Source organism: Pseudomonas sp. Mb7, from assembly GCF_054790525.1.
In genome coordinates this window covers 508628-533514 of record NZ_CP186501.1, presented here as the reverse complement: position 1 = coordinate 533514, position 24887 = coordinate 508628, and the positions used below count along the sequence as shown (strand labels likewise).

Annotated in this window: 26 protein-coding genes; 3 read left to right on the top strand and 23 right to left on the bottom strand. The window is 57.7% G+C overall.

The window, feature by feature from the left end:
• Window positions 1-2: 2 nt before the first annotated feature.
• From ACOYXH_RS02360 to ACOYXH_RS02320, 9 genes are all read right to left on the bottom strand, one after another.
• Window positions 3-611 carry a phage baseplate assembly protein V gene (locus tag ACOYXH_RS02360; protein ID WP_095126492.1) on the bottom strand — a complete coding sequence of 203 codons (609 nt, stop codon included), beginning with the start codon at window positions 609-611 and terminating at the stop codon, window positions 3-5.
• A gap of 3 nt (window positions 612-614) precedes the next feature.
• Window positions 615-1136, bottom strand: coding sequence for a hypothetical protein (locus tag ACOYXH_RS02355; protein WP_095050417.1), 522 nt, complete (start codon window positions 1134-1136; stop codon window positions 615-617).
• 70 nt (window positions 1137-1206) lie between these two features.
• Window positions 1207-1545, bottom strand: a complete 339-nt coding sequence (locus tag ACOYXH_RS02350) for a phage holin family protein (RefSeq protein WP_095050416.1) — start codon at window positions 1543-1545, stop codon at window positions 1207-1209.
• A 143-nt stretch (window positions 1546-1688) separates the two neighbouring features.
• Complete coding sequence (locus ACOYXH_RS02345) at window positions 1689-2129, bottom strand: tail fiber assembly protein (RefSeq protein ID WP_095126491.1); 441 nt, start codon at window positions 2127-2129, stop codon at window positions 1689-1691.
• Window positions 2130-2684: 555 nt separating this feature from the next.
• Window positions 2685-3419 (bottom strand): XRE family transcriptional regulator, encoded by a 735-nt coding sequence (locus ACOYXH_RS02340; protein WP_007908821.1) that lies wholly within the window; start codon window positions 3417-3419, stop codon window positions 2685-2687.
• A 138-nt stretch (window positions 3420-3557) separates the two neighbouring features.
• The gene (locus tag ACOYXH_RS02335; protein WP_007908822.1) at window positions 3558-3740 is read right to left on the bottom strand and encodes a hypothetical protein; all 183 of its coding nucleotides are present in this window, start codon (window positions 3738-3740) and stop codon (window positions 3558-3560) included.
• 89 nt (window positions 3741-3829) lie between these two features.
• Complete coding sequence (locus ACOYXH_RS02330) at window positions 3830-4210, bottom strand: DUF1090 domain-containing protein (protein ID WP_449123028.1); 381 nt, start codon at window positions 4208-4210, stop codon at window positions 3830-3832.
• A 557-nt stretch (window positions 4211-4767) separates the two neighbouring features.
• Entirely contained in the window at window positions 4768-5259 is a 492-nt protein-coding gene (locus ACOYXH_RS02325) for a hypothetical protein (protein ID WP_095050412.1), read from the bottom strand.
• Window positions 5226-5981: a winged helix-turn-helix domain-containing protein gene (locus ACOYXH_RS02320; RefSeq protein WP_095126499.1), complete on the bottom strand. Its 756-nt coding sequence runs from the start codon at window positions 5979-5981 to the stop codon at window positions 5226-5228. The genes ACOYXH_RS02325 and ACOYXH_RS02320 overlap by 34 nt, the downstream gene beginning before the upstream one ends.
• Before the next feature lie 250 nt (window positions 5982-6231).
• On the opposite strand from ACOYXH_RS02320, the gene mutS reads away from it, so the two are divergent.
• Both mutS and fdxA read left to right on the top strand, forming a co-directional pair.
• Complete coding sequence (mutS, locus tag ACOYXH_RS02315) at window positions 6232-8802, top strand: DNA mismatch repair protein MutS (RefSeq protein ID WP_176471349.1); 2571 nt, start codon at window positions 6232-6234, stop codon at window positions 8800-8802.
• Between the two features lie 163 nt (window positions 8803-8965).
• The gene (gene fdxA, locus ACOYXH_RS02310; protein WP_007908827.1) at window positions 8966-9289 is read left to right on the top strand and encodes a ferredoxin FdxA; all 324 of its coding nucleotides are present in this window, start codon (window positions 8966-8968) and stop codon (window positions 9287-9289) included.
• 526 nt (window positions 9290-9815) lie between these two features.
• Here the strand turns inward: fdxA and rpoS are convergent.
• From rpoS to ACOYXH_RS02270, 8 genes are all read right to left on the bottom strand, one after another.
• On the bottom strand, window positions 9816-10826 hold the full coding sequence (gene rpoS / locus ACOYXH_RS02305; protein ID WP_038357938.1) for an RNA polymerase sigma factor RpoS: 1011 nt from the start codon (window positions 10824-10826) through the stop codon (window positions 9816-9818).
• 106 nt (window positions 10827-10932) lie between these two features.
• Window positions 10933-11802: a peptidoglycan DD-metalloendopeptidase family protein gene (locus ACOYXH_RS02300; protein WP_093436549.1), complete on the bottom strand. Its 870-nt coding sequence runs from the start codon at window positions 11800-11802 to the stop codon at window positions 10933-10935.
• A gap of 212 nt (window positions 11803-12014) precedes the next feature.
• On the bottom strand, window positions 12015-12650 hold the full coding sequence (locus ACOYXH_RS02295) for a protein-L-isoaspartate(D-aspartate) O-methyltransferase (RefSeq protein WP_171057346.1): 636 nt from the start codon (window positions 12648-12650) through the stop codon (window positions 12015-12017).
• A 41-nt stretch (window positions 12651-12691) separates the two neighbouring features.
• Window positions 12692-13441, bottom strand: a complete 750-nt coding sequence (surE, locus tag ACOYXH_RS02290) for a 5'/3'-nucleotidase SurE (protein ID WP_007908831.1) — start codon at window positions 13439-13441, stop codon at window positions 12692-12694.
• Entirely contained in the window at window positions 13429-14487 is a 1059-nt protein-coding gene (truD, locus tag ACOYXH_RS02285) for a tRNA pseudouridine(13) synthase TruD (RefSeq protein WP_460410227.1), read from the bottom strand. The genes surE and truD overlap by 13 nt, the downstream gene beginning before the upstream one ends.
• Window positions 14484-14957 (bottom strand): 2-C-methyl-D-erythritol 2,4-cyclodiphosphate synthase, encoded by a 474-nt coding sequence (gene ispF / locus ACOYXH_RS02280; protein ID WP_053159558.1) that lies wholly within the window; start codon window positions 14955-14957, stop codon window positions 14484-14486. The genes truD and ispF overlap by 4 nt, the downstream gene beginning before the upstream one ends.
• Before the next feature lie 42 nt (window positions 14958-14999).
• A complete protein-coding gene (gene fghA / locus ACOYXH_RS02275) occupies window positions 15000-15845 on the bottom strand; it encodes an S-formylglutathione hydrolase (RefSeq protein ID WP_460410226.1) in 846 nt (281 codons plus the stop codon).
• A 94-nt stretch (window positions 15846-15939) separates the two neighbouring features.
• Entirely contained in the window at window positions 15940-17052 is a 1113-nt protein-coding gene (locus tag ACOYXH_RS02270; RefSeq protein WP_093436558.1) for an S-(hydroxymethyl)glutathione dehydrogenase/class III alcohol dehydrogenase, read from the bottom strand.
• Between the two features lie 116 nt (window positions 17053-17168).
• On the opposite strand from ACOYXH_RS02270, the gene ACOYXH_RS02265 reads away from it, so the two are divergent.
• Complete coding sequence (locus tag ACOYXH_RS02265) at window positions 17169-18065, top strand: LysR family transcriptional regulator (protein ID WP_095050408.1); 897 nt, start codon at window positions 17169-17171, stop codon at window positions 18063-18065.
• A 117-nt stretch (window positions 18066-18182) separates the two neighbouring features.
• On the opposite strand, the gene ispD is transcribed toward ACOYXH_RS02265, so the two are convergent.
• The 6 genes from ispD to tilS form a co-directional block, all read right to left on the bottom strand.
• Window positions 18183-18890, bottom strand: a complete 708-nt coding sequence (gene ispD, locus ACOYXH_RS02260; RefSeq protein WP_220558173.1) for a 2-C-methyl-D-erythritol 4-phosphate cytidylyltransferase — start codon at window positions 18888-18890, stop codon at window positions 18183-18185.
• Window positions 18887-19165 carry a cell division protein FtsB gene (gene ftsB, locus ACOYXH_RS02255; RefSeq protein WP_007908838.1) on the bottom strand — a complete coding sequence of 93 codons (279 nt, stop codon included), beginning with the start codon at window positions 19163-19165 and terminating at the stop codon, window positions 18887-18889. Before ftsB ends, ispD begins: the two co-directional genes overlap by 4 nt.
• Before the next feature lie 171 nt (window positions 19166-19336).
• Window positions 19337-20626, bottom strand: coding sequence for a phosphopyruvate hydratase (gene eno / locus ACOYXH_RS02250; RefSeq protein ID WP_093436567.1), 1290 nt, complete (start codon window positions 20624-20626; stop codon window positions 19337-19339).
• A 157-nt stretch (window positions 20627-20783) separates the two neighbouring features.
• Window positions 20784-21629 carry a 3-deoxy-8-phosphooctulonate synthase gene (kdsA, locus tag ACOYXH_RS02245; RefSeq protein WP_095050406.1) on the bottom strand — a complete coding sequence of 282 codons (846 nt, stop codon included), beginning with the start codon at window positions 21627-21629 and terminating at the stop codon, window positions 20784-20786.
• 5 nt (window positions 21630-21634) lie between these two features.
• Window positions 21635-23266, bottom strand: coding sequence for a CTP synthase (locus tag ACOYXH_RS02240; RefSeq protein WP_460410225.1), 1632 nt, complete (start codon window positions 23264-23266; stop codon window positions 21635-21637).
• A 274-nt stretch (window positions 23267-23540) separates the two neighbouring features.
• A complete protein-coding gene (gene tilS / locus ACOYXH_RS02235; RefSeq protein ID WP_220558169.1) occupies window positions 23541-24869 on the bottom strand; it encodes a tRNA lysidine(34) synthetase TilS in 1329 nt (442 codons plus the stop codon).
• Between the last annotated feature and the right edge of the window lie 18 nt (window positions 24870-24887).

The following is a 24887-nucleotide window of genomic DNA, read 5'->3' as shown; positions in this document are numbered from 1 at the left end:
AATCATGGGCTGATGACACGGCCCTGGTGATCGACCAATGGACCGCTGAAGTGCACGCCCGAAGGGTCGATGGTCATGCCGACGGCACCCAGTTGCAGGGTGATCAGTTGTGGCGTCATCGCCAGTCGCGCCGGGCCGATGCTCAGTTCCAGCGACTCGCGAGAACCGCTGAAAGCCGTTGGGCCGTTTTGCCAGTGGAGGGTGTGCGTGGCATCGTCGTAGCCGCTTTCGCTGCCGTCGACATGAACCCGCCGCGTCAGCGTGGGGACAGTCGAAACGGGTGGAAAGCGATCACTGTTCAGGCCGAACAGGGCGACACTTTGTGCGCCACTTTCGCCGCTGCCGTAGTTGAACAGCAGACACTGCTCACCCACGGTCGGAATCCGCGACTCACTCTGTGCGCCGGCGCTGGGGTTGAAAAACTTGATCGCTGGCGTGAGCAAGCCACCGTGGCTGACCTGGCAGGTATTGCTCGCCGCATCGACTGTCTGGCAAATGCCGATGCGGCAGAAGCTTTCAGCGCGGCGGTGCAGGTCGTCGATTTCCGCTTCCATTTCGGCCAGGCGTTCGATGATCGGACCCAGTTGCATGCGCAATAACGCGTCGAACATCGGTCAGGCCTCCAGCGCGGTGTATTGGTCTGGATCGTCGATGTTGCTGACTTCCCAGGTGCGGGCGAATTTCGGTGTGCCCAGCGGGTCGTCGAGCAAGGTCGGGCCGAGGTAGAGGGTCTGGTTGAACGTCAGGGTCCAGGCCTTGAATTGCTGGTCGGCGCGAATGAGCATGGACGGCAAACCATCCATGTTCATCGGCAGATCGCATTGATCGCCCGGCAGGCTCCAGCGATTGTCGGTAATCAGATTCTTCAGTACAGCGATCAGATCGCAGGCGGCAAAGGCACTGGCCGATAGCGCCGGAACAACTTGCAGCGACAATGTCAGGACATGAGCGATACGCCCATCTGCGGCACGCTGTCCTGATGCATTTCGGTCGAAGTCGATCAACACCCAAGCCTGATCGCCCGGTGCAGTGAAATCATCGTGATTGCCGACATTGATGTTGAGCCCGGCAGTGTTGCGCAGCGTCGTCGCGATGGCTGTGAACAGTTGCGACGGCTGCTGGATCGGTGTGGGCATACATGACCTCCTTTTCAATCGTCCACGCGCAGCCCTGCCGCCCAAAGGGCGGCACGAATCACATTCGAGGTTAAGGCTGGTCGCGGGGTGGGACTTCGCAGACGCCGATGCGTTTGGCGGCCCAGCGTTCGTACAGACCGATGGCCACATCGGCCCCGGCCATTGCGGTGAGACAGCCGAAGGCGCCAGCGGCCCAAATCGACATGCCAGCGGCGTACAGCAGCATGATTGCCGACACGCCGCAGATCATGCAGGCGCCAGAGCGCAAGGCCAGACGCCGCATAAGCGGCCAGCCGCGGGCGCCCTCCTTGTCCGCACGCCACATTTCGCCGGAGACCCCGCCTACCACTGCGAGCAGGATGACCAGCCAGATCGGCATGTCCGCCAACGCTTGTTGCTCGTTTGTCATGTCACGCCTCCGGGAGTGTTGGATGAATGGTGTGTGTAGGGTTCAATCGTTTTCTCTTGAGGTAGGCATTCCAAAAAGCCCGGCGCAGGGCCGGGCTTTTCAGTAATGCGCTCTCGATAGAGGCCATGAAGGTGATGATCGAATCAGAACGGTGCCACCGGCCAGTTGACGGTGGACGGATAGCCGGATTGTTTCTTCATGTCGCTGAGACCCACGCAGTACTGTTTGTAGGCGAGCAACAGCGCTTGTTCTTCAGGGGTGGCAACATCCAGGTCGACCTTGTAATGCAGAGAATTCAACATCAGCCACTGGCCAGCAGCAGACAGAAGCTCCAGCGCTTCTTGCGCCACATCCTTTTCGAGCTCTTGATAGGTGGGTTCACTGAACTCCCAATCAACGAAGTTTGTCGTCGCCCCCTTCCATCCCACCTGGACTGCCGGGTTTGCTGTGATATCCACCCAAAAACCATTCGATAACTGTGCTTCTACTGGCATGGCCGTAGGCTTCTCTACAGCGTCGACAATCACCAGAACTTTGTTGAAGGCTTTGGAATAGTTGAATCGAACAAAAGCGTAGCGGTTCATTTGTTTCTCCTGTTTGCACTCATCGCGAGTACTGTCCTTGGGTTTTGCTTACTTGCCTCTCCGTCAAGGTTCTTCAACGGGATATCCATCAGGCAGGCATTCCAAAAAGCCCGGCAGTCCGCCGGGCTTTTCAGTAATGCGCTCCTTCGCCTTCCTTCAAATCCTGTGTTCAAGAAGGAAGCTGACTTTTCGGCGCTACTGGCGCGGTACGAGTCCGTTCAAATTGTTTTTCCGACCGCGGTCCCTGCCCGCCGGATAACTGCTTCTGGTGCTTTACGCTGCACACCCGGGTCAGTTGCCAACCCTCTGAACCGTTGAGGCCGGTTCATCGCTGCCTGTTCTTGTGGAACTAAAGAGCTTTCTTGCCAGCCGCTTTGTCGAGCGGCTTGGTGGCAAGAATATGCATTTATGCATATCCAGTCAATGCGTAGATGCATTTATTTATGCATGAAAAATGCGCAGATGCATGGAAGCCCCGCAACTCAAGGGTTTGGCGGTTTCATCAAGGCGAAAAAAAACCCGCCTGCGAGGCGGGTTTATCTGAGAAGGGTCGGGTTAGCGGGCGTACATGCCCCACCAGAAGACGTGACCGAGGATGACGATCTGCTCTTCCTGGATTTCCTGGAAGCTGTAGTCCTCGTCCGGATGCTCATCGCGATTGAAGCTGCGCAGACGAATGCCGGTAGGCAAGCGGTAAAGCTGCTTTACGCGTAACTGGCCGTTGTGATTGATCGCGTACAGGTCGCCATCAATGATGTCGCCGATGCCGCACTTGCCCGCATTCACGCCGACAGTGGCGCCATCACGCAACACCGGCAACATGCTGTTGCCGCGTACAGTCACGCATTTGGCCTGGTCGAACTGCACACCATTATGGCGCAGGCTGCGCTTGCCGAAGCGCAGGCTAGAGCGCTCGCTCTCTTCGATGACGAATCTTCCTGATCCAGCAGCCAATTCAACCTCGCGAAGGAACGGCACCGATACTTCGTCATCATCGACAGGCGTATCGTCGTCCCACAGCATTATGTCCTTGAGTTCCGCGTGTACGTCATCACGCGCGGCACCGGCCGACGGCGCGACATCCGCGCGCCCGCGCAATTGATCGGTGCTCACGGCGAAGTACTCGGCGATCTTCGAGATGTGTTTATCCGAGGGATCGACGATCTTCCCGCTGAGAATCCGCGAGAGAGTTGATTGAGGCACGCCGGTGCGACGGTGGAGCTCCGTGGGGGAGATCCCGTGCTGGTCGAGCAGTGCTCTTAAGACGGAGGCTACGTTGCGTTTTTGCATAACGCGCATAGTGCTTGAAGTTATTCGTTAAGACAAATGCTGATTTGCATAATTAACGCATAAATATGAATTCAGCTGCAAAATGATATTGCCGAGCCATCATTCTGCATTGAATAACGGCCCGGCTCCAACGTGTGGTCAGCCTTTGACGCGACGCGCGGCAGCATTGGCTTTTTTAAGCCGATCGGTTCTGGCCTTTCTGTCGTAATCGTCCTTGGCGCCCATGATTCCACCGGCAGCATGCACCCAGTCGGTGGCGGTACAACCAGAGATCAGCACAGCAGAAGTAAAGACTGAAGCAAAGATAAGGATGTTTTTCATATTCGATTTTCCGGTGTCGCTGATGAGCGCGTTGAATTGCAGAGTTGAAAAAGAACACCTGCTGCGGTTTGTTGGCCGTGGTTGCCCCTTTACTCATCCATGAGCTTTTGCAGTTTTGTCTGAGCTCGTTCGAGCCTCGCTTCCTGTTTCTTGATGACTTTCACATCGCCATACTGACGCGCGGCATTCAGATAGTTCTGTCTGCGCCGTACTTCGGCTTCGGCCTTTTCGATAGCGCTCGAACGGTCATCCTGTGCAGAAGGCTCGCGACAGTAACGCTCCACATTGGCAAGCGCCTGTTCCAGACCGGACTTGCGATAAACATTGTCCGCCTTATCAGCACGTTCAATTTGGAATACAAGTTCGGCGCGACGCTGCGCACAATTTTCTCGCGCGCCGGCCCAAGAACTATCGATGATCAAAACACCACCAACTAACAGAGATAGATTCCAGAGCAGAGTCGATCTCATGAGACACCCCCCAGATAACTTTTTTCTCCAGCGCGGCCACGGAAGTTGCTCACCCGAGACCATGCATTACGACAACCTAACGTTTCTTGTAAGCCAGAAAGTGCTGTGATCATCATGTCGCGACAGCGAGCTCTGCACGTTGGATAGTGTTCGACCATCCACGCTACTGGTACGTAAACATGATCGAAACACAGCAGAACAAGAGTGCGATCAAACAATGTGGAAATACTCACATCCTTTTCTTTTCCAGCAATAACCGCCGGCACAAACACAACACCTTCCCGGCTTATTGCAATCGATCGCTTCCAGGCGGGAGACTTGATCCCATGAGAACTGCGCACGCAAAACCAGAGCATTTATAACGTTCCTCAACAGCCTAAACATCATCATGTTATTCAAGGCAACTAAACAGCCGCACTGCGCTGACTCTCCGTTAGTCGCAGGAGCTGTTGGCTTGACTCGAATCACATTAACAACGCGGGGCGCGTCGAGGCCTTACTGACGTCTTACTCAGTCTTACTTAGTCGCCCAGAGGCCTTGCACCCTGGGGTTTTGCGCTAGCGAGGAACGTGGCATACACCATTGATCAGATTATTGATATTGTAGTAATACTCGGCATCGGAGAAGTAATTGAACGTCACCATACCGCCTTGAAAACCTCTTTCCATAAACGGAAGTTCATCGCCCGCAGTGTCCGCGTCAAACTTTACAATCGAACGCGTCTTGAACAGAAACCTGGAAGTATCCAGATGGGTTAATGCAATCTCGAACTTGCGATCATAGGTGTAAACTTTGCCTTCAGGGGTTTTGACGACGTAGTACACATAAAGAGCGCCTTCCCTTGGATCGATCGTCATATCACCGACACCATGCCAACGAACTTTATGATCATGAGTATGGACAAAATCGATGGATGCGAAACAGGGGGCGCGTGGAATATCGCGACTGATCAAATAAAAATGCTTGATAACCAGAGCACCGAAGATACAGACGGACGAGACGCCAAACAGTGCTACTATTTTTTTCCAACGAGTTGATAGTTTACGCATATAGCCTCCCCCTTACTTTCCGGCTTGACGCACTTTACCAGCAATTGGGAGAGCGGCTTTCGCACATAATAATTGATATCGGTAAGTATAATCGGCGGCTCAAACTCGCTGAGCGCTTTGACAATATCCTCTTTGGACATTCTTTCACTTTCTTCTACATACAACTTCGCTTCGCCTTCTTGCCAGATGAGTTTCCACTCCTCCAGATCGGCAGGTTTTTTAAACACCAGATAGGCGTAAAAGACCGGAAGAGCAATCGCCGGCACTACCGTTGCAGGCAGAAGGAAACGCCAGTAACGCTTTGCAGACGTCTTCACTGTAGGAGCGTCGCTGATTGCCGCCGCATCGCTTACGACCGCAAGTGGGGGTTCAGGGGGTTGAATCTCCGGGCTGAGCAAGCGGATTTCACATAACAGCACCACGCCACGGCGAGGCAAGGTCTTGAGACTGTCCCGAGGTAACCCGACATCAGCAAAATGCGCGCGGAGCATGTGCAGGGTCTTGTAATAACTGCTGTCGGAAATCACCAACCCGCGCTCCCCCCAGACTCGGGAGATAAGCTGCTCCTTATCGGTCACGCCGGCTATGAGGGCCAGCAGCAGGTCACCTTCATTGCTGCCTAGCAAGGCTGACTGCCCCGACCGGCTGAGGGTCATTTTTTCCGCATCGTAGTAACAACCGCTCGCTGATGCTCCTGAGCCGATGCCCTCTGACTGTTCCAAGCTGACTCCTCGACTGGCCTTCACCCACGCATTCTGATCATTCGATAGCTTTTCGGCACTATAGGACACAATGCCAACCCAAGCGGCGGTGCGTTGCTGCATCCACCTCAAAAAAACTTCATACTCGGCTCCACTGAATCAACTCACGGGCCGCATCGCTGGCAAACACTCGCCATTTCGTAGATGCAAACGACCCCGTTTTTGCCTTGTCACTTTTTCCGGTAAAGCTAAACCCCTGATGAATAAAGCTATTTCAGACCTGTCCTCCCACACCCCGATGATGCAGCAGTACTGGCGCCTGAAGAATCAGCATCCAGATCAGCTGATGTTCTACCGCATGGGCGACTTCTACGAGATCTTCTACGAAGACGCGAAGAAGGCAGCCAAGTTGCTGGACATCACTCTGACCGCGCGCGGACAGTCGGCGGGGCAGGCGATTCCGATGTGTGGGATTCCTTACCACGCGGCGGAAGGCTATCTGGCGAAGCTGGTGAAGCTTGGCGAGTCCGTGGTGATTTGTGAGCAGGTCGGCGATCCGGCCACCAGCAAAGGCCCGGTTGAGCGTCAGGTCGTACGGATCCTCACGCCGGGTACGGTCAGTGATGAAGCGCTGCTTGATGAACGCCGCGACAACCTGATTGCAGCCCTGCTGGGTGACGAACGTCTGTTCGGCCTTGCCGTGCTGGACATCACCAGCGGCAGTTTCAGCGTGTCGGAAATCAAAGGCTGGGAAAACCTGCTGGCGGAACTGGAGCGGATCAACCCGGTGGAGCTGCTGATACCAGATGACTGGCCAAGAGACCTGCCAGCGGAAAAACGCCGTGGCGTCAGTCGTCGTGCGCCGTGGGATTTCGAGCGTGATTCAGCACTGAAAAGCCTTTGCCAGCAGTTCTCCACCCAAGACCTGAAGGGTTTTGGCTGCGAGAACCTGACCCTGGCAATCGGCGCGGCCGGTTGCCTGTTGGCCTACGCCAAGGAAACCCAGCGCACCGCCCTGCCCCACCTGCGCAGCCTGCGCCACGAACGCCTGGATGACACCGTGGTGCTGGACGGTGCAAGCCGTCGCAACCTCGAACTCGACACCAACCTGGCCGGTGGTCGCGATAACACCCTGCAATCGGTGGTTGATCGCTGCCAGACCGCCATGGGCAGTCGCCTGCTGACCCGCTGGCTGAATCGTCCGTTGCGCGATCTGACCGTACTGCTGGCGCGCCAGACCTCGATCACGTGCCTGCTCGATCGCTATCGTTTCGAAAAGCTGCAACCACAGCTCAAGGAAATCGGCGACATCGAGCGAATTCTCGCGCGGATCGGCCTGCGCAACGCACGTCCTCGTGACCTTGCTCGCTTGCGCGACGCCCTCGGTGCCCTGCCTGAACTGCAAGTGGCGATGACTGACCTGGAAGCACCGCACCTGCAAAGTCTGGCGACCATCACCAGCACCTACCCGGAACTGGCGGCACTGCTGGAAAAGGCCATCATCGACAATCCGCCGGCGGTGATCCGTGACGGCGGCGTGCTGAAAACCGGTTACGACAGCGAACTCGACGAGCTGCAATCACTGAGCGAAAACGCCGGCCAGTTCCTCATCGATCTCGAAGCCCGCGAGAAAGCTCGCACCGGTCTTAGCCACCTGAAAGTCGGTTACAACCGCATTCACGGCTACTTCATCGAATTGCCGAGCAAGCAGGCCGAGTCGGCACCAGCGGACTATATCCGTCGGCAAACCCTGAAAGGCGCCGAGCGCTTCATCACGCCGGAACTGAAAGAGTTCGAAGACAAAGCCCTCTCTGCCAAGAGCCGTGCCTTGGCGCGCGAGAAGATGCTTTACGAAGCCCTGCTGGAAGACCTGATCAGCCAGTTGCCACCGCTGCAGGACACCGCCGGCGCGCTGGCCGAACTGGACGTGTTGAGCAACCTCGCCGAGCGTGCGCTGAATCTTGACCTGAACTGCCCGCGCTTCGTCAGCGAGCCGTGCATGCGCATCTCTCAGGGTCGTCACCCGGTGGTCGAGCAAGTGCTGACCACGCCGTTCGTGGCCAACGACCTGAGCCTGGATGACAACACCCGTATGCTGGTGATCACCGGCCCGAACATGGGTGGTAAATCCACCTACATGCGCCAAACCGCATTGATCGTGTTGCTCGCTCACATTGGCAGCTTCGTGCCCGCAGCCAGTTGCGAACTGTCGCTGGTCGACCGCATCTTCACTCGAATCGGTTCCAGCGATGACCTGGCCGGTGGCCGTTCGACCTTCATGGTCGAGATGAGCGAAACCGCCAACATCCTGCACAACGCCACCGAGCGCAGTCTGGTGCTGATGGACGAAGTCGGGCGCGGCACCAGCACCTTCGACGGTCTGTCGCTGGCATGGGCGGCGGCCGAGCGTCTGGCGCATCTGCGCGCGTATACGCTGTTTGCCACCCACTACTTCGAACTGACCGTGTTGCCGGAAGCCGAGCCGTTGGTGGCCAACGTCCACCTCAATGCGACCGAGCATAACGAACGCATCGTCTTCCTGCACCACGTGCTGCCGGGACCTGCCAGCCAGAGCTACGGTCTGGCGGTGGCGCAACTGGCCGGTGTGCCAAGCGAAGTGATCGTGCGTGCCCGTGAGCATTTGAGCCGACTGGAAGAAACCGCTTTGCCGCATGAAGCGCCGAAACCTGCCGCCAAGGGCAAACCGGCGACGCCACAGCAAAGCGACATGTTCGCCAGCCTGCCGCACCCGGTGCTCGATGAGCTGGCTAAACTGGATCTGGATGACCTGAGCCCGCGTCGTGCGCTCGAAATGCTCTATGCACTGAAGAACCGGATATAAGCACTGAAGAAGCGGATATAACGCAAACGGCTTCAAGCTGTTAGAATCTCGCGCGGTTTGGGATGCTGCTGGCTAATAGCCTGGCCAGCAGGTATCGCTCCCGAACCTGGCGACCCCAACCGTGAAGGGGCAACGCTGCCGCCGCCTGAGGAGAAAATTAGAAATGACCTTCGTCGTCACCGACAACTGCATCAAGTGCAAGTACACCGACTGCGTAGAAGTGTGTCCGGTGGACTGCTTTTACGAAGGCCCGAACTTCCTGGTGATTCACCCGGATGAGTGCATCGACTGCGCCCTGTGCGAACCGGAATGCCCGGCCGTAGCCATTTTCTCCGAGGACGAAGTTCCGGAAGAGATGCAGGAATTCATTCAACTCAACGTTGAGCTGGCTGAAATCTGGCCGAACATCACCGAGAAGAAAGAATCGCTGCCGGATGCCGAAGAGTGGGATGGCGTCAAAGGCAAGATCAAAGACCTCGAACGCTGATCTGTCGCGCGTTCAATAAAAGGCCCCTTGCGGGCCTTTTTGCTTTTTGCGGGTTCTACTATTCTGCAGGCGAAAAAAGGGGCGGTATGACCCGCCCACATTTTTTCCCTATTCCCTGTATTCCTTTTCATCGTCCTGATGAATCGCGTCCTGCGATGTCCGTTCCCCTCTTCCTTGAAGGGCGTGTCTGTCCGTCGACACAACCCAGATACTAAAGAGTTCCCTGCCAAGAGCAATCGGCCGCAGGAGCGAAAGAGCGCTGTAATAAGCACTTCACATTAAAAAATATATATAAAATTCAATAAGTTAGAATTAGCCATCTAGAGCAATCGACGTCTGCTCCCGCGTAAAGATAGTGAACACTTACGAAAGAGTAAGCCAAGGCTTACACCGCGAGACTACAAACGATGGAAATGCCAACCATACGTCCGGCAATGCGCAGGGTGGTGCTGGATTGCCAGCAAACTCAGGTCAACAAAAAACCCCGAACCAGTCGGGGCTTCTTGCGGGCACGCGTGGAAGGCGCTTACTGGAACAGCGACTCGCTCGACAGGCCATTCTTCTCGAGGATTTCACGAAGGCGCTTGAGACCTTCTACCTGGATCTGCCGCACCCGTTCCCGGGTCAGGCCGATCTCCAGGCCTACATCTTCCAGCGTGCTGCTCTCATGGCCGCGCAGGCCGAAGCGGCGTACGACCACCTCGCGCTGCTTGTCGGTCAACTCCGACAGCCATTGATCGATGCTCTGCGACAGGTCGTCATCCTGCAGCAATTCACAAGGATCGGTCGGACGATCGTCGGTAAGGGTGTCCAGCAGGGTTTTATCCGAATCCGGACCCAGCGAGACGTCGACCGAAGAAACCCGCTCGTTCAGGCCAAGCATGCGCTTGACCTCGCCCACCGGTTTTTCCAGCAGGTTGGCAATTTCTTCGGGTGAAGGTTCGTGGTCGAGCTTCTGCGTCAGCTCCCGTGCAGCCCGCAGGTACACGTTGAGCTCCTTGACCACATGGATCGGCAACCGGATGGTCCGGGTCTGATTCATGATCGCGCGCTCGATGGTCTGACGAATCCACCAGGTCGCGTAGGTCGAGAAGCGGAAGCCGCGCTCGGGATCGAACTTTTCCACCGCCCGGATCAATCCGAGGTTGCCCTCTTCGATCAGATCCAGCAGCGACAGCCCCCGATTGACGTAACGCCGGGCGATTTTGACCACCAGCCGCAGGTTACTTTCAATCATGCGCTTGCGTCCGGCCGGATCGCCACTTTGCGACAGTCGCGCAAAATGAACTTCTTCTTCCGGAGAGAGCAGTGGGGAAAAGCCGATTTCGTTGAGATACAACTGCGTGGCATCAAGTGCACGCGTGTAGTCGATGTACTTATGTTGTTTAAGTGAAGCGGAGTGTTTGGATTTGGAACGAACGGAAGGTGGAGCAGCCCCTTCATCATTCGACATCGAAGATTCCGAATCGATGCCGGTCTCCATAAGGAGAACCTCATCGTCGATGTCAAACTCCGGCACTTCTTTACTGAGAGCCATTGTTATAGTCCTTTGGTGAGTTCGACCCCAAGCTCAAGCGACGCCTTTATCCTTGGCAGCGCTGGAGCCTGTCCCCTCTACGCGACGGAACAGGCTGGCTTACAAATCAACGTCTTGGCAGGAACTGCAGCGGATCTACAGGTTTACCTTGGCGGCGAATCTCAAAATGCAGTTTCACCCGGTCTGTACCCGTTGACCCCATTTCGGCAATTGTCTGTCCGACCTTGACCTGCTGTCCCTCCCGAACCAACAGCCTGCGGTTATGTCCGTAGGCACTGACGTAGGTTTCGCTGTGTTTGATGATGACTAATTCGCCGTAGCCCCTTAAGCCACTCCCGGCGTATACCACCGTCCCATCAGACGCAGCTAAAACAGGCTGTCCCAAATCTCCGGCGATATCAATTCCTTTATTCAAACTACCGTTTGAAGAGAATTTTCCAATCAGAATGCCATTAGATGGCCATCCCCAGCCGGTCGGGGCTGGGCCTGCCGGAGGCAACGGCGCGGGCGCTTGCTTGTTGGCGACGGACGGTACAGCCCCCGTAGAACCGGTGGTTGTAGTGGTCGTGGTGCCATTTGCCTGGCGCCGGATTACCGTGGTTTTACTCGACGAAGAAGGTGAAGAACTGCTGTTGCTCACCACCGCCGTCGGCGTTGAACCGGTGCGGCCGTCAAAGCGAATTGTCTGACCCGGATGGATCGTATACGGCGTAGGAATATTGTTCCGGGCAGCGAGGGCTTTGTAGTCCCAGCCGTAGCGAAATGCGATCGAAAACATCGTATCGCCCGGACGGACTACATATTGTCCGGTCGTCACCGTAGGACGCTGGGCCACCGCGTTGTTGCGATCGACCACCCGCACATTGCTCGATTTGGTGCTGGAGCAACCGACCAGCAAGGTGCTCAAGACGAGGCCAGTCACCAGGCGCTGAAAGCTCGTGTTACCCATACGCTGCGCAATGACTGTGAGACTCACCCGCCGCTCCCTTTGTGGTGGCTGAAAAATGTGGAATGCCGGATTTCGGCATGAGGTGTCGCAAGTATAACGGGCCGGATCGGCTTTACCTTTAATGAAGCGAAATCGCTTCACGCACACGTTTGCCAGCTGACAATCTGCTGCGTTTAAACCATCGTCGCCGAAGTAAGACACAAGCGAACGAAAGGAATTCAGCGCACGCAAACAAATGCTCAGGCCAGTGGCCCATTGAGCAACGGCACAAAACGGACAGCCCCGAGAACATGCCGGGAAAAGCCGTTTTCCTCACGCACGATCAGCAACAATTGCTGCACTTCCCCGGAGCCCACCGGAATCACCATGCGTCCGCCCGGAGCTAGTTGGTCAAGCAAGGCTTGCGGTACATCCGTGGCCACGGCGGTGACGATAATACCGTTATAAGGTGCCAGCGCCGGCCACCCTTCCCAACCATCGCCCCAGCGGAACACCACGTTGCGCAGGTTAAGTTCAACCAAACGTTCCTTGGCGCGATCCTGCAGTACCTTGATGCGCTCAACCGAGAACACCCGCTCAACCAGTTGTGACAACACCGCCGTCTGGTAACCGGAACCGGTGCCGATCTCCAGCACCTTATCCAGTGGGCCCGCCTCCAGCAGCAGCTCGCTCATGCGCGCCACCATATAAGGCTGGGAAATCGTCTGGTTATTGCCGATCGGCAGCGCCGTGTCTTCATAAGCACGGTGTGCCAGCGCTTCATCGACGAACAGATGACGCGGCGTACGCCGGATCACTTCCAGCACCTTGGCGTTGGACACGCCCTCTTCGTACAGGCGCTGGATCAGCCGCTCGCGGGTACGCTGAGAGGTCATGCCGATCCCGCTGCGCAGCCTGTCTTCATGTTCACGGGCCATCAGCGCAGTCCCTCCAGCCAGCCGTCGAGGCTTCTGAACGCATCGTTGAAGGTGCGATCGAGCTGCAACGGCGTGATGGAAACATAGCCCTGCATCACTGCGTGAAAATCAGTGCCCGGGCCGCCATCTTCGGCATCACCGGCCGCGGCAATCCAGTAACCGGCCTTGCCCCGTGGATCGACCACTTTCATCGGCGCCGCTGCACGGGCGCGATGGCCGAGGCGGGTCAATTGAATACCGCGAATATGGTCGATCGGCAGATTGGGAATGTTCACGTTGAGCACCGTGCGCGGTGGCAGATCAAGCCCGGCATGGGCCTCGACCAGTTTGCGCGCAAAGTAGGCCGCCGTCGGCAGATTATCCACCTGCCGCGAGACCAGCGAAAAAGCGAACGACGGACGCTCGAGAAAACGTCCCTCAAGGGCGGCCGCCACTGTCCCGGAATACAGCACGTCATCGCCAAGATTGGCGCCGAGGTTGATCCCGGAAACCACCATGTCCGCCTCGCGCTCCAGCAAGCCGTTGAGGCCCAGGTGCACGCAGTCGGTCGGGGTGCCGTTGAGGCTGATAAAGCCGTTGGCCAGGTATTGCGGGTGCAGCGGACGGTCGAGCGTCAGCGAACTGCTGGCGCCGCTTTTGTCCTGCTCCGGGGCGATAACCACGCACTCGGTGTAATCCGCCAGCGCAGCATAAAGCGCGGCGAGACCGGGTGCGGTTACCCCATCGTCGTTAGAAATCAGAATACGCATGGGCTGTCCGTCTGCCCCACCGGCACCAGATCAACAAGCTCGCGCACCAATACGGTGGCGAAGCATCCGGCCGGGAGGACGAATTCCAGTTGCAGAATGTCAGGCTGGGGATAATGCCACGTCAACCCGGCAATGGGCAGCCGCAGGATGCGACGTTCGTGGCTCATGCCGGCATGAATCAACCAATCGCGCAGCTCTGCTTCATCGGCGGCGATCCCCTGCTCCAATTCATGGACAACGCCTGCGGTCGGCGAGTCACCTTTGCCCCACTGTGGACCGGTCGGGTGCAGATCGAGAATCGCCAGACGCGGGTCGCTGCATTCAGCTTCTCCGGCCGGGAAAAAACTGCGGCTGTCGGTGAACGCGAGCAGGTCGCCGACCTGGGCTTTTTGCCAGGTGCCATCGGCCACTCGTGCGGCGAGCACCTTGTTGAAGAGAAAACTGCGCGCGGTCGAGAGCAGGCGCGAACGAACATTGCGTTGCTCCGGCAACGCCTTGCGCGCCGCCCACGAACGCGCATCAACAACATTGCCGCCGTCGTGGCCGAAACGCTGGGCGCCGAAATAATTGGGGATGCCTTGTTGGGCTATCAGCTGCAGACGCTGCTCAATCGCTGCTTTGTCGCCATCGAACTGAGTCAAACGCAAGGTAAAACCGTTGGCCGAATGCGCACCGCGTTGCAGTTTGCGTTTGTGGCGAGTGGTCTTGAGAATCTTCAGCGTGTCGTTTTCCGCCGCCGACAAATCCGGATCGGCCTTGCCCGGCAATTGCACGCTGAACCACTGGCGAGTCAGCGCCTGACGATCCTTGAGACCGGCATAGCTGACGGTGCGCAACGGCACGCCGGCAGCCTTGGCGATACGCCGCGCGGCTTCTTCAGTGTTCAGGCCGCGTTTTTCGACCCAGATCCACAGATGTTCGCCATCGCCGCTGAACGGAATATCGAGGACTTCATCGACCTGAAAGTCTTCAGCGATGGCTTTCAGTACCGCCGTGCCGAGGGGTTCACCATAGGCACGCGGGCCGAGCAATTGCAGTTCATTCATGCGCGCAGCAACAAGGCAACGGAGTGCACGGCGATGCCTTCTTCGCGACCGACAAAGCCGAGCTTTTCGGTGGTGGTAGCTTTCACGTTCACTTGATCCAACTCAACTTGAAGATCCGCCGCGATCAGCGCGCGCATCGATTCGATATGCGGCGCCATTTTTGGCGCCTGGGCAACGACGGTGTTGTCGACGTTGCCGACTTTCCAGCCTTTGGCATGGATCAGCGCGACCACATGACGCAGCAACACACGGCTGTCGGCGCCCTTGAATTGCGGGTCGGTGTCCGGGAAATGCTTGCCGATATCACCCAGCGCCGCGGCGCCGAGCAAGGCATCGCTCAAGGCGTGCAGCAGGACATCACCGTCGGAATGAGCGAGCAGCCCGAAGCTGTGTGCGATGCGCACGCCGCCCAGAGTAATGAAATCGCCTTCAGCGAAACGGTGCACATCATAGCCGTGGCCAATACGCATAAAAAACGCCCCGATTTTTGTCAGGGCGTGATTCTACCTGCATTAGTCCCGAAGGGCTTGTGCGTGATGCTGCAAGTGGTCGTCTATGAAGCTTGAGATGAAGAAATAGCTGTGGTCGTAGCCCGGTTGCAAGCGCAATGTCAGCGGATGACCCGCTTGTTTTGCCGCTTGTTGCAAAGCTTCGGGTTTGAGCTGGGTGGCGAGGAAGTCATCGCGATCCCCTTGATCGACCAGCAGCGGCAGTTTTTCATCCGCCTCGGCAATCAGTGCGCAGGCATCCCACTCTTTCCATTTGGAACGGTCTTCGCCCAGGTAGCGCGAAAAGGCTTTCTGACCCCACGGGCAATCCATCGGGTTGTTGATTGGCGAGAACGCCGACACCGATTGATAGCGTCCCGGGTTACGCAGCGCGCAGACCAGCGCACCGTGACCGCCCATGGAGTGACCGCTGATGCTGCGTTTGTCCGAGGCGGGGAAATGCGCTTCGACCAGTGCAGGCAACTCATGCACGACATAGTCATGCATCCGATAGTGGCGCGACCAAGGTTCCTGCGTGGCATTCAGATAGAAACCGGCACCGAGGCCGAAATCCCAAGCGTTGTCCGGATCACCCGGGACATCGGGGCCGCGCGGGCTGGTGTCCGGCGCAACAATGATCAGACCCAGTTCGGCAGCCATGCGCATCGCGCCGGCCTTTTGCATGAAATTCTCGTCGGTGCAGGTCAGGCCTGACAGCCAGTACACCACCGGCAACTTGCCGCCCTGTTCCGCCTGCGGCGGCAGGTATACGGCGAACACCATGTCGCAACCGAGCACGTCTGAGCGATGGCGATAACGCTTGTGCCAACCGCCGAAACTCTTCTGACAGGAGATGTTTTCCAGACTCATGGGATTCTCCCAGCTGCAAGTGGCAAGCTTCGAGCTTCAAGAAAGGACAAAAGCGCCTTTGCTTGCAGCTTGAAGCTTGTACTTGGCGCTGCTTTTAGAAATGAATGACGGTACGGATGCTCTTGCCTTCGTGCATCAGGTCGAAGGCCTTGTTGATGTCTTCCAGGCCCATGGTGTGGGTGATGAAAGTATCCAGCGGAATCTCGCCGCTCTGGGCCATGTCGACGTAGCTTGGCAACTCGGTACGACCGCGCACGCCACCGAATGCCGAACCGCGCCAGACGCGACCAGTCACCAGTTGGAATGGACGGGTAGCGATTTCCTGGCCGGCACCGGCCACACCGATGATCACCGACTCGCCCCAACCTTTGTGGCAGCACTCAAGGGCGGCGCGCATCAATTGCACGTTGCCGATGCACTCGAAGGAGAAGTCGACGCCGCCATCGGTCATGTCGACGATCACTTCCTGGATCGGACGATCGAAATCTTTCGGGTTTACGCAGTCGGTAGCGCCGAGTTGTTTGGCGATCTCGAACTTGGCCGGGTTGATGTCGATGGCGATGATTCGCGCAGCCTTGGCTTTCACCGCGCCAATGACTGCGGACAAACCAATGCCGCCCAGACCGAAGATGGCCACGGTGTCACCGGGTTTGACCTTGGCAGTGTTGAGCACCGCACCGATACCGGTGGTGACGCCGCAGCCCAGCAGGCAAACCTTTTCCAGCGGCGCATCTTTGGAGATCCTGGCCACGGAGATTTCCGGTAACACGGTGTATTCCGAGAATGTCGAAGTACCCATGTAGTGGAAAATGGTTTCGCCCTTGTAGGAAAAACGCGAAGTGCCGTCCGGCATCAAACCCTTGCCCTGAGTCGCGCGAATCGCCTGACACAGGTTGGTCTTACCCGACTTGCAGAATTTGCACTGGCCGCATTCCGGGGTGTACAGCGGAATGACGTGATCGCCCACCGCAACCGAGGTCACGCCTTCGCCGATCGCTTCGACGATGGCGCCGCCTTCGTGGCCGAGGATCGACGGGAAGATGCCTTCCGGGTCTGCACCGGACAGGGTGTAAGCGTCTGTGTGGCAAACCCCGGAAGCCACTACGCGCAGCAGGACTTCACCGGCCTTGGGCATGGCGACATCGACTTCTACGATTTCCAGCGGCTTCTTGGCCTCGAAGGCAACGGCGGCGCGCGACTTGATCATGCTGACTCTCCAGTGAATCCAATGAATAAAAAACCAGACAAGGAGTGTAATACATGGCTTTACGATGAATAATCAGGACAAAAGCAAAACATTATTGCCATACAGGGATAATCCCGATGTCCGAAAATCGCTGGGAAGGCATCGACGAGTTCGTCGCCGTCGCTGAATGCAGCCAGTTCACTGCCGCTGCCGAGCGTCTTGGAGTTTCGTCCTCGCACATCAGCCGACAAATCGTACGGCTGGAAGAAAGACTTCAGACGCGCCTGCTCTATCGCAGCACACGCCGGGTGACGCTGACCGAGGCCGGGCAGACCTTCCTGCAACATTGCCAACGCTTGCAGGATGGCCGCGAAGAAGCCTTGCGCGCCGTCGGCGATCTGACCAGCGAACCGAAAGGCATGCTGCGCATGACCTGCGCAGTAGCCTACGGCGAGCGTTTTATCGTGCCGCTGGTGACGCGGTTCATGGGGCTTTATCCACAACTGCGCATCGATATCGAACTGAGCAATCGCCAGCTCGATCTGGTGCATGAAGGCCTGGATCTGGCGATTCGCCTGGGTCGTTTGCAGGACTCGCGATTGGTCGCAACACGCCTGGCGCCACGGCGAATGTATCTGTGTGCGTCACCGTCCTACGTCGAGCGGTACGGTCGCCCACATAGCCTGTCGGAATTGAGTCGGCACAATTGCCTGATTGGCAGCTCGGACATCTGGCAGCTTGAGCAAAACGGACGGGAGTTTTCCCAGCGCGTGCAGGGCAACTGGCGCTGCAACAGCGGGCAAGCGGTGCTGGATGCGGCGTTGCAGGGGGTTGGGCTGTGTCAATTGCCGGATTATTACGTGCTGGAGCATTTGCACAGCGGCGCGCTAATTTCGTTGCTGGAGGCGCATCAGCCACCAAATACGGCGGTGTGGGCGCTATACCCGCAACAGCGGCACTTGTCGCCGAAGGTGCGCAAGTTGGTGGATTTTCTCAAGGAAGGATTGGCTGAGCGGCCGGAGTATCAGGAATGAGTGTTGCGTTGGCTGTAAATGCGCTATCGCGAGCAGGCTCACTCCTACAGGGGAACGCATTTCAAAATGTAGGAGTGAGCCTGCTCGCGATGGCGATTCAACAGGCACCACAAAAATTCAGCGGCGATTCGCCCAACGCTGACGCAACCACTCCAGATCTTCCGGCCGGGTCACCTTGAGGTTATCCGCCCGCCCTTCAATCAGACGAGGCTTAAGCCCCGCCCACTCCATCGCCGAAGCTTCATCAGTGATCACAGCATCCGCCACCAGACTGTCCGCCAACGCCCGATGCAACGCGCCGAGGCGAAACATCTGCGGCGTATACGCCTGCCAGATCACGCTGCGATCCACGGTCTCCAGCACACGACCGTGCTTGTCGACTCGCTTCAAGGTGTCGCGCGCCGGAACGGCGAGCAGGCCGCCGACCGGATCGTCCGCCAGTTCATCCAGTAACTTGTCGAGATCTTCGCGACTCAGATTCGGTCGTGCCGCATCGTGCACCAGCACCCAATCCTCATCATCGGCACCCTGCGCATGCAAATGCAGCAAAGCATTGAGCACCGAGCCGGAACGCTCGGCGCCGCCCTCGACGCGCTGAATACGCGAATCGCCAGCGCACGCCAGGTTCGGCCAATAAGGATCATCAACAGCAAGACTGACCACCAGGCCCTTAAGGCTTGGGTGATCGAGGAAGCAGCCGAGGCTGTGTTCGAGAATTGTGCGTCCGCCCAGTTGCAGGTATTGCTTGGGACGGTCCGCGGCCATTCGGGCACCGATGCCCGCAGCAGGAATCACGGCCCAGAAGGCCGGCAGGGAATTGATCATTGGGCCAACTGGTAAAGGGTTTCGCCGTCCTTGACCATGCCCAGTTCGTGACGAGCCCGCTCTTCAACGGTCTCCATGCCCTTTTTCAACTCGCTGACTTCAGCGTCCATCACGCGATTGCGCTCCAGCAAACCTTCGTTCTCGGCGTGTTGATCAGCTATCTGCTGATTCAGCTCGGCGACTTGCGCCAGACTGCCATTGCCCACCCACAGGCGGTACTGCAAACCGGCCAGTAGCAAGAGCAAAACGAGAAACAACCAGTAAGGACTGCGCATCGAATATCAGGTATCCAGTGAAAAAAGACAGCCACGCCAAAACTTTGAAGCATCTGATAGCACGAAGCCTGGAAGACCCAGGCTTGTGCTGTTAAGGCATCAGATTAGTGGCAAATCCATCGCTGTCACGACTTTTTCGACACAATCCGGTGTCCTTCCATCGATTTGTACTTAGCCGCGGAACTCGCTGCGACCGTTGTACTTGGCCTTGCCATTCAACTGCTCTTCGATACGCAGCAGTTGGTTGTACTTGGAAACGCGGTCGGAACGGCACAGGGAACCGGTCTTGATCTGGCCAGCCGAGGTGCCCACAGCCAGGTCGGCAATGGTCGAATCTTCGGTTTCGCCCGAACGGTGCGAGATCACTGCGGTGTAACCGGCAGCCTTGGCCATCTGGATGGCTTCCAGGGTTTCGGTCAGGGTGCCGATCTGGTTGAACTTGATCAGGATCGAGTTGGCGATCTTTTTATCGATGCCTTCTTTCAGGATCTTGGTGTTGGTTACGAACAGGTCGTCGCCCACCAGCTGAGTCTTCTCGCCGATCTTGTCGGTGAGGATCTTCCAGCCAGCCCAGTCGGACTCGTCCAGACCGTCTTCGATCGAGATGATCGGATAACGTTCGGTCAGGCCTTTGAGGTAATCGGCGAAACCTTCAGCGGTGAACACCTGGCCTTCGCCGGACAGGTTGTACTTGCCGTCTTCGTAGAATTCGCTAGCCGCGCAGTCCAGCGCCAGGGTCACGTCGGTGCCCAGCTTGTAACCGGCGTTGGCCACAGCTTCCGAGATCACTTTCAGCGCGTCTTCGTTGGACGCCAGGTTCGGTGCGAAACCGCCTTCGTCGCCAACGGCAGTGCTCAGGCCACGGGCCTTCAGCACAGCTTTCAAGTGATGGAAAATCTCGGTGCCCATGCGCAGACCTTCCGAGAACGACTTGGCGCCAACCGGCTGCACCATGAATTCCTGGATGTCGACGTTGTTATCGGCGTGCTCGCCACCGTTGATGATGTTCATCATCGGTACCGGCATCGAGTAAACACCCGGAGTGCCGTTGAGGTTGGCGATGTGTGCGTACAGCGGCAGGTCCTGATCCTGTGCAGCAGCCTTGGCCGCAGCCAGGGACACGGCGAGGATGGCGTTGGCGCCCAGGGTTGCCTTGTTTTCGGTACCGTCGAGCTTGATCATCGCGTGATCCAGGGCTTTCTGGTCACTTGGGTCGGTGCCCAGCAGCAGATCGCGGATCGGACCGTTGATGTTGGCTACCGCTTTGAGCACGCCCTTGCCCAGGTAACGGCTCTTGTCGCCATCACGCAGCTCGAGTGCTTCACGCGAGCCAGTGGATGCACCGGACGGCGCGCAAGCGCTGCCGATGATGCCGTTGTCGAGAAGCACGTCCGCTTCCACGGTGGGATTGCCACGGGAGTCGAGAACTTCACGACCTTTGATGTCGACGATTTTTGCCATTGTTGTAAACACTCCAAAGTTGACGAAAACGACGCAGCTAGAGGAAATCTTTTTACCGTCGGCAAGGGGTGTGCAGCGGGCAGGCTTGCAGACGATAACGCTCATGCCCGAGGGCATGAGCGACAAATCGTGCGGTACTTTACCGGAGAATTGAGTGTTACGCGGTTTCTACCGTCGGAAAACTCTTCACCAGTTCGTCCAAAGCCTTGAGCTGGGCCAGGAATGGCTCCAGTTTGTCCAGACGCAAGGCGCAAGGGCCGTCGCATTTGGCATTGTCCGGATCCGGGTGCGCTTCGAGGAACAGACCTGCCAACGACTGGCTCATGCCCGCCTTGGCCAGATCCAGAACCTGGGCACGGCGACCGCCAGCGGAGTCGGCACGACCGCCAGGCATTTGCAGCGCGTGGGTCACGTCGAAGAATACCGGGTACTCGAACTGCTTCATGATGCCGAAGCCGAGCATGTCGACCACGAGGTTGTTGTAGCCGAAGCTCGAACCACGCTCGCAGAGGATCAATTGATCGTTACCCGCTTCCACACACTTGTTCAGGATGTGTTTCATTTCCTGAGGCGCGAGGAACTGGGCTTTCTTGATGTTGATCACTGCATTGGTCTTGGCCATCGCGACGACCAGATCGGTCTGGCGCGACAGGAAGGCCGGCAGTTGAATGATGTCGCAGACCTCAGCGACGACCGCGGCCTGATCAGGCTCGTGGACGTCGGTGATGATCGGCACGCCAAAGGCTTGTTTGATGTCCTGGAAGATGCGCATGCCCTCTTCCAGGCCAGGACCACGATAAGAGGCCACAGAAGAACGGTTAGCCTTGTCGAAACTGGCCTTGAACACGTAAGGGATACCGAGTTTTTCGGTGACCTTTACGTACTCTTCGCAAACCTGCATGGCCATGTCACGGCTTTCCAGCACGTTCATGCCGCCGAACAGCACCATGGGTTTGTCGTTGGCAATTTCAATGTCGCCGACGCGGATGATCTTCTGTGCCATCGGGGTTACGCCTTTTTCTGGTGTTGAGCCAACGCTGCTTTGACAAAACCGCTGAACAGCGGATGGCCATCACGTGGTGTCGAGGTGAACTCAGGGTGGAACTGGCAAGCAACGAACCATGGGTGATCGGCCGCTTCAACCACTTCAACCAGCGCCGCATCAGCGGAGCGACCGGAAATTTTCAGGCCAGCTTCGATCAGCTGTGGCAGCAGGTTGTTGTTCACTTCGTAACGGTGACGGTGACGCTCGACGATCACGTCCTTGCCGTAGCAGTCGTGGACCTTGGAACCGGCTTCAAGCAGGCAGTCCTGAGCGCCAAGGCGCATGGTGCCGCCCAGGTCGGACGATTCGGTACGTACTTCAACGGCACCGGTCGCGTCTTCCCACTCGGTGATCAGACCGACCACCGGATGGCCGCTGGCGCGATCGAACTCGGTGGAGTTGGCGTCTTTCCAGCCCATCACGTTACGGGCGAACTCGATGACCGCCACTTGCATACCGAGGCAGATACCCAGGTATGGAACCTTGTTTTCGCGAGCGTACTGAACGGCAGTAATCTTGCCTTCCACGCCACGCAGACCGAAGCCGCCCGGTACGAGGATCGCGTCGACACCTTCGAGCAGCGCAGTGCCCTGGTTTTCGATATCTTCGGAATCGATGTAACGCAGGTTGACCTTGGTGCGGTTGCTGATGCCGGCGTGACTCATCGCTTCGATCAACGACTTGTAAGCGTCCAGCAGCTCCATGTACTTGCCGACCATGGCGATGGTCACTTCGTGTTCCGGATTCAGCTTGGCGTCAACCACCGCGTCCCACGACGACAGGTCCGCGCTGCCGCATTGCAGACCGAAACGCTCGACGACGAAATCGTCCAGACCCTGCGAATGCAGGATGCCCGGGATCTTGTAGATAGTGTCGGCGTCTTCCAGCGCGATCACCGCACGCTCTTCAACGTTGGTGAACTGAGCGATCTTGCGACGCGACGAGATGTCGATCGGGTGATCGGAACGGCACACCAGCACGTCTGGCTGCAGGCCGATCGAACGCAGTTCTTTTACCGAGTGCTGGGTTGGTTTGGTCTTGGTTTCGCCAGCGGTGGCGATGTACGGCACCAGTGTCAGGTGCATCAGCATCGCGCGCTTGGCGCCGACTTCGAAACGCAGTTGACGGATGGCTTCGAGGAACGGTTGCGACTCGATGTCACCGACGGTGCCACCGATTTCAACCATCGCCACGTCAGCGTCACCGGCACCCTTGATGATGCGGCGCTTGATTTCGTCGGTGATGTGCGGGATCACCTGGATGGTTGCACCCAGGTAGTCACCACGGCGCTCTTTGCGCAGCACGTGCTCGTAGACACGACCGGTGGTGAAGTTGTTGTTCTGGGTCATGGTCGTGCGGATGAACCGCTCGTAGTGCCCCAGGTCCAGGTCGGTCTCGGCGCCGTCGTGGGTGACGAACACTTCACCGTGCTGGAACGGGCTCATGGTGCCCGGATCGACGTTGATGTACGGATCCAGCTTCAGCATGGTGACCTTAAGTCCCCGCGCCTCCAGGATGGCTGCCAATGAAGCCGATGCAATGCCTTTCCCCAATGAAGAAACAACACCGCCCGTGACGAATATGTAGCGCGTCATGAAAAACCCTAGAAGTCTGCGTTAAAGCGGTACGAGCCGCCGGGGAAAGCGAAGGAAGGCCGAAGCCCCCGATCACCTGCATTAATCACAGTGCACCTTTCAAAAAAACCGCCGCGTTGGGACAGACCGGCAGGTGAAACACCGGTACGTTGCTCGCTACACATTTTTTGGAATCGCCCAGCAAAGACTGCTTGGTAATCGGCAACTCCTGCAATTCAGGCGAATCCACAGAAGTTGTATCAAGAAGGGAGCGTAGTCTACCGGAATGCTCCTTTCAGCTCAAACCTTGATCTTCGTCTGTTGGCAGCCAATGCAATTTCCAGCCGTCCTGTGCATGACCATCAAGTCCCGGCAGGTTCGCCACCGCGAGCAATTCATCGCCGCGAAACAGCAGCGGCAATCTGCCACGCATGAAGCCCGGGACCGCGCGCTCATTGAGCAGGCGCTTGAGGTCACGGTGGCCGCGATCCGCCAGCTGCATGACTTCACCGCCCTGACGATAGGCAATGCGCAAAGGCCCGACGGGAGTCTGCCCGCTGAACGTGACATGTCCGTTATCGGCCAAGCGTAGCGCTGACGCCGGGCTCTGCCACTCGACGCCGATCACTGGCGTGCGCAACCAGTTGCCACTCAGCCACCACAGACGCCCGGCGCTGCGATGAAGCTCGCCATCGGCCAGACGCCATACTGGTGAAGCATCGTGAGCGGCGTCGCACAGATTTTTCCAACCCGACCAGTGGTCGGTATCTGGCAGTTGCGTGAAGGGTTCGAGCCAATGGCTGATCGCGTTTCGTTGCCGGGCAGCAGACAGTGCGGCGAGCGGCGCCAGTTCCAGCGACGGTAAAACCAGCCATTCATAATCATGAGCAGTCGCGGCTTGCGCCAGATCGATCTGCGCCAACTCATCGAGCAGCCCCTGAGCTTCACGCAGATGCGCGGCGCTGCGGGCCATGTTCGCCTGCGCTTGCGGCCAGCGCTCGCTCAGCACCGGCATGACCTGATGGCGCAGGTAATTGCGCGAGAACTGTCGATCCTGATTTGACGGATCTTCGATCCAGCTTAACGAGTGAGCCTGCGCGTAACGTTCCAGCTCGGCTCGAGTGACATCCAGCAACGGGCGAATCAACATGCCCTGCCCCACTGGCCTTTGCTGCGGCATTCCCGACAATCCGCGCACTCCCGCACCACGCAGCAGCCGGAACAGCAGTGTTTCCGCCTGATCATCACGGTGCTGACCAGTGATTAACGCCTCATTAGCTTGGGTCAGCGCACTGAACACGGCGTAACGCGCATCCCGCGCCGCCCGCTCCAGACTCGCGCCTGGTTGCACCGTCACCTGCTCGATCAGCAACGGCACTCCCAGCGCATCACACACGGACTGGCAATGTTGCGGCCACGCATCAGCCGCAGCCTGAAGGCCGTGATGGATATGGATAGCGCTTAGCGCGGGGATGGATTCGGTTTTTGCCAGATCGGCAAGCAGGTGCAGCAGGACGGTGGAATCGAGACCACCGGAAAACGCGATACGCCAATGAGCGGCATTGCGCCAAGGCTCAAGGTTGTGCAAAAGCCGTGAAGGCAAATCAATCATGGACTGCCCCATATTTAACTCTTTGCCCCA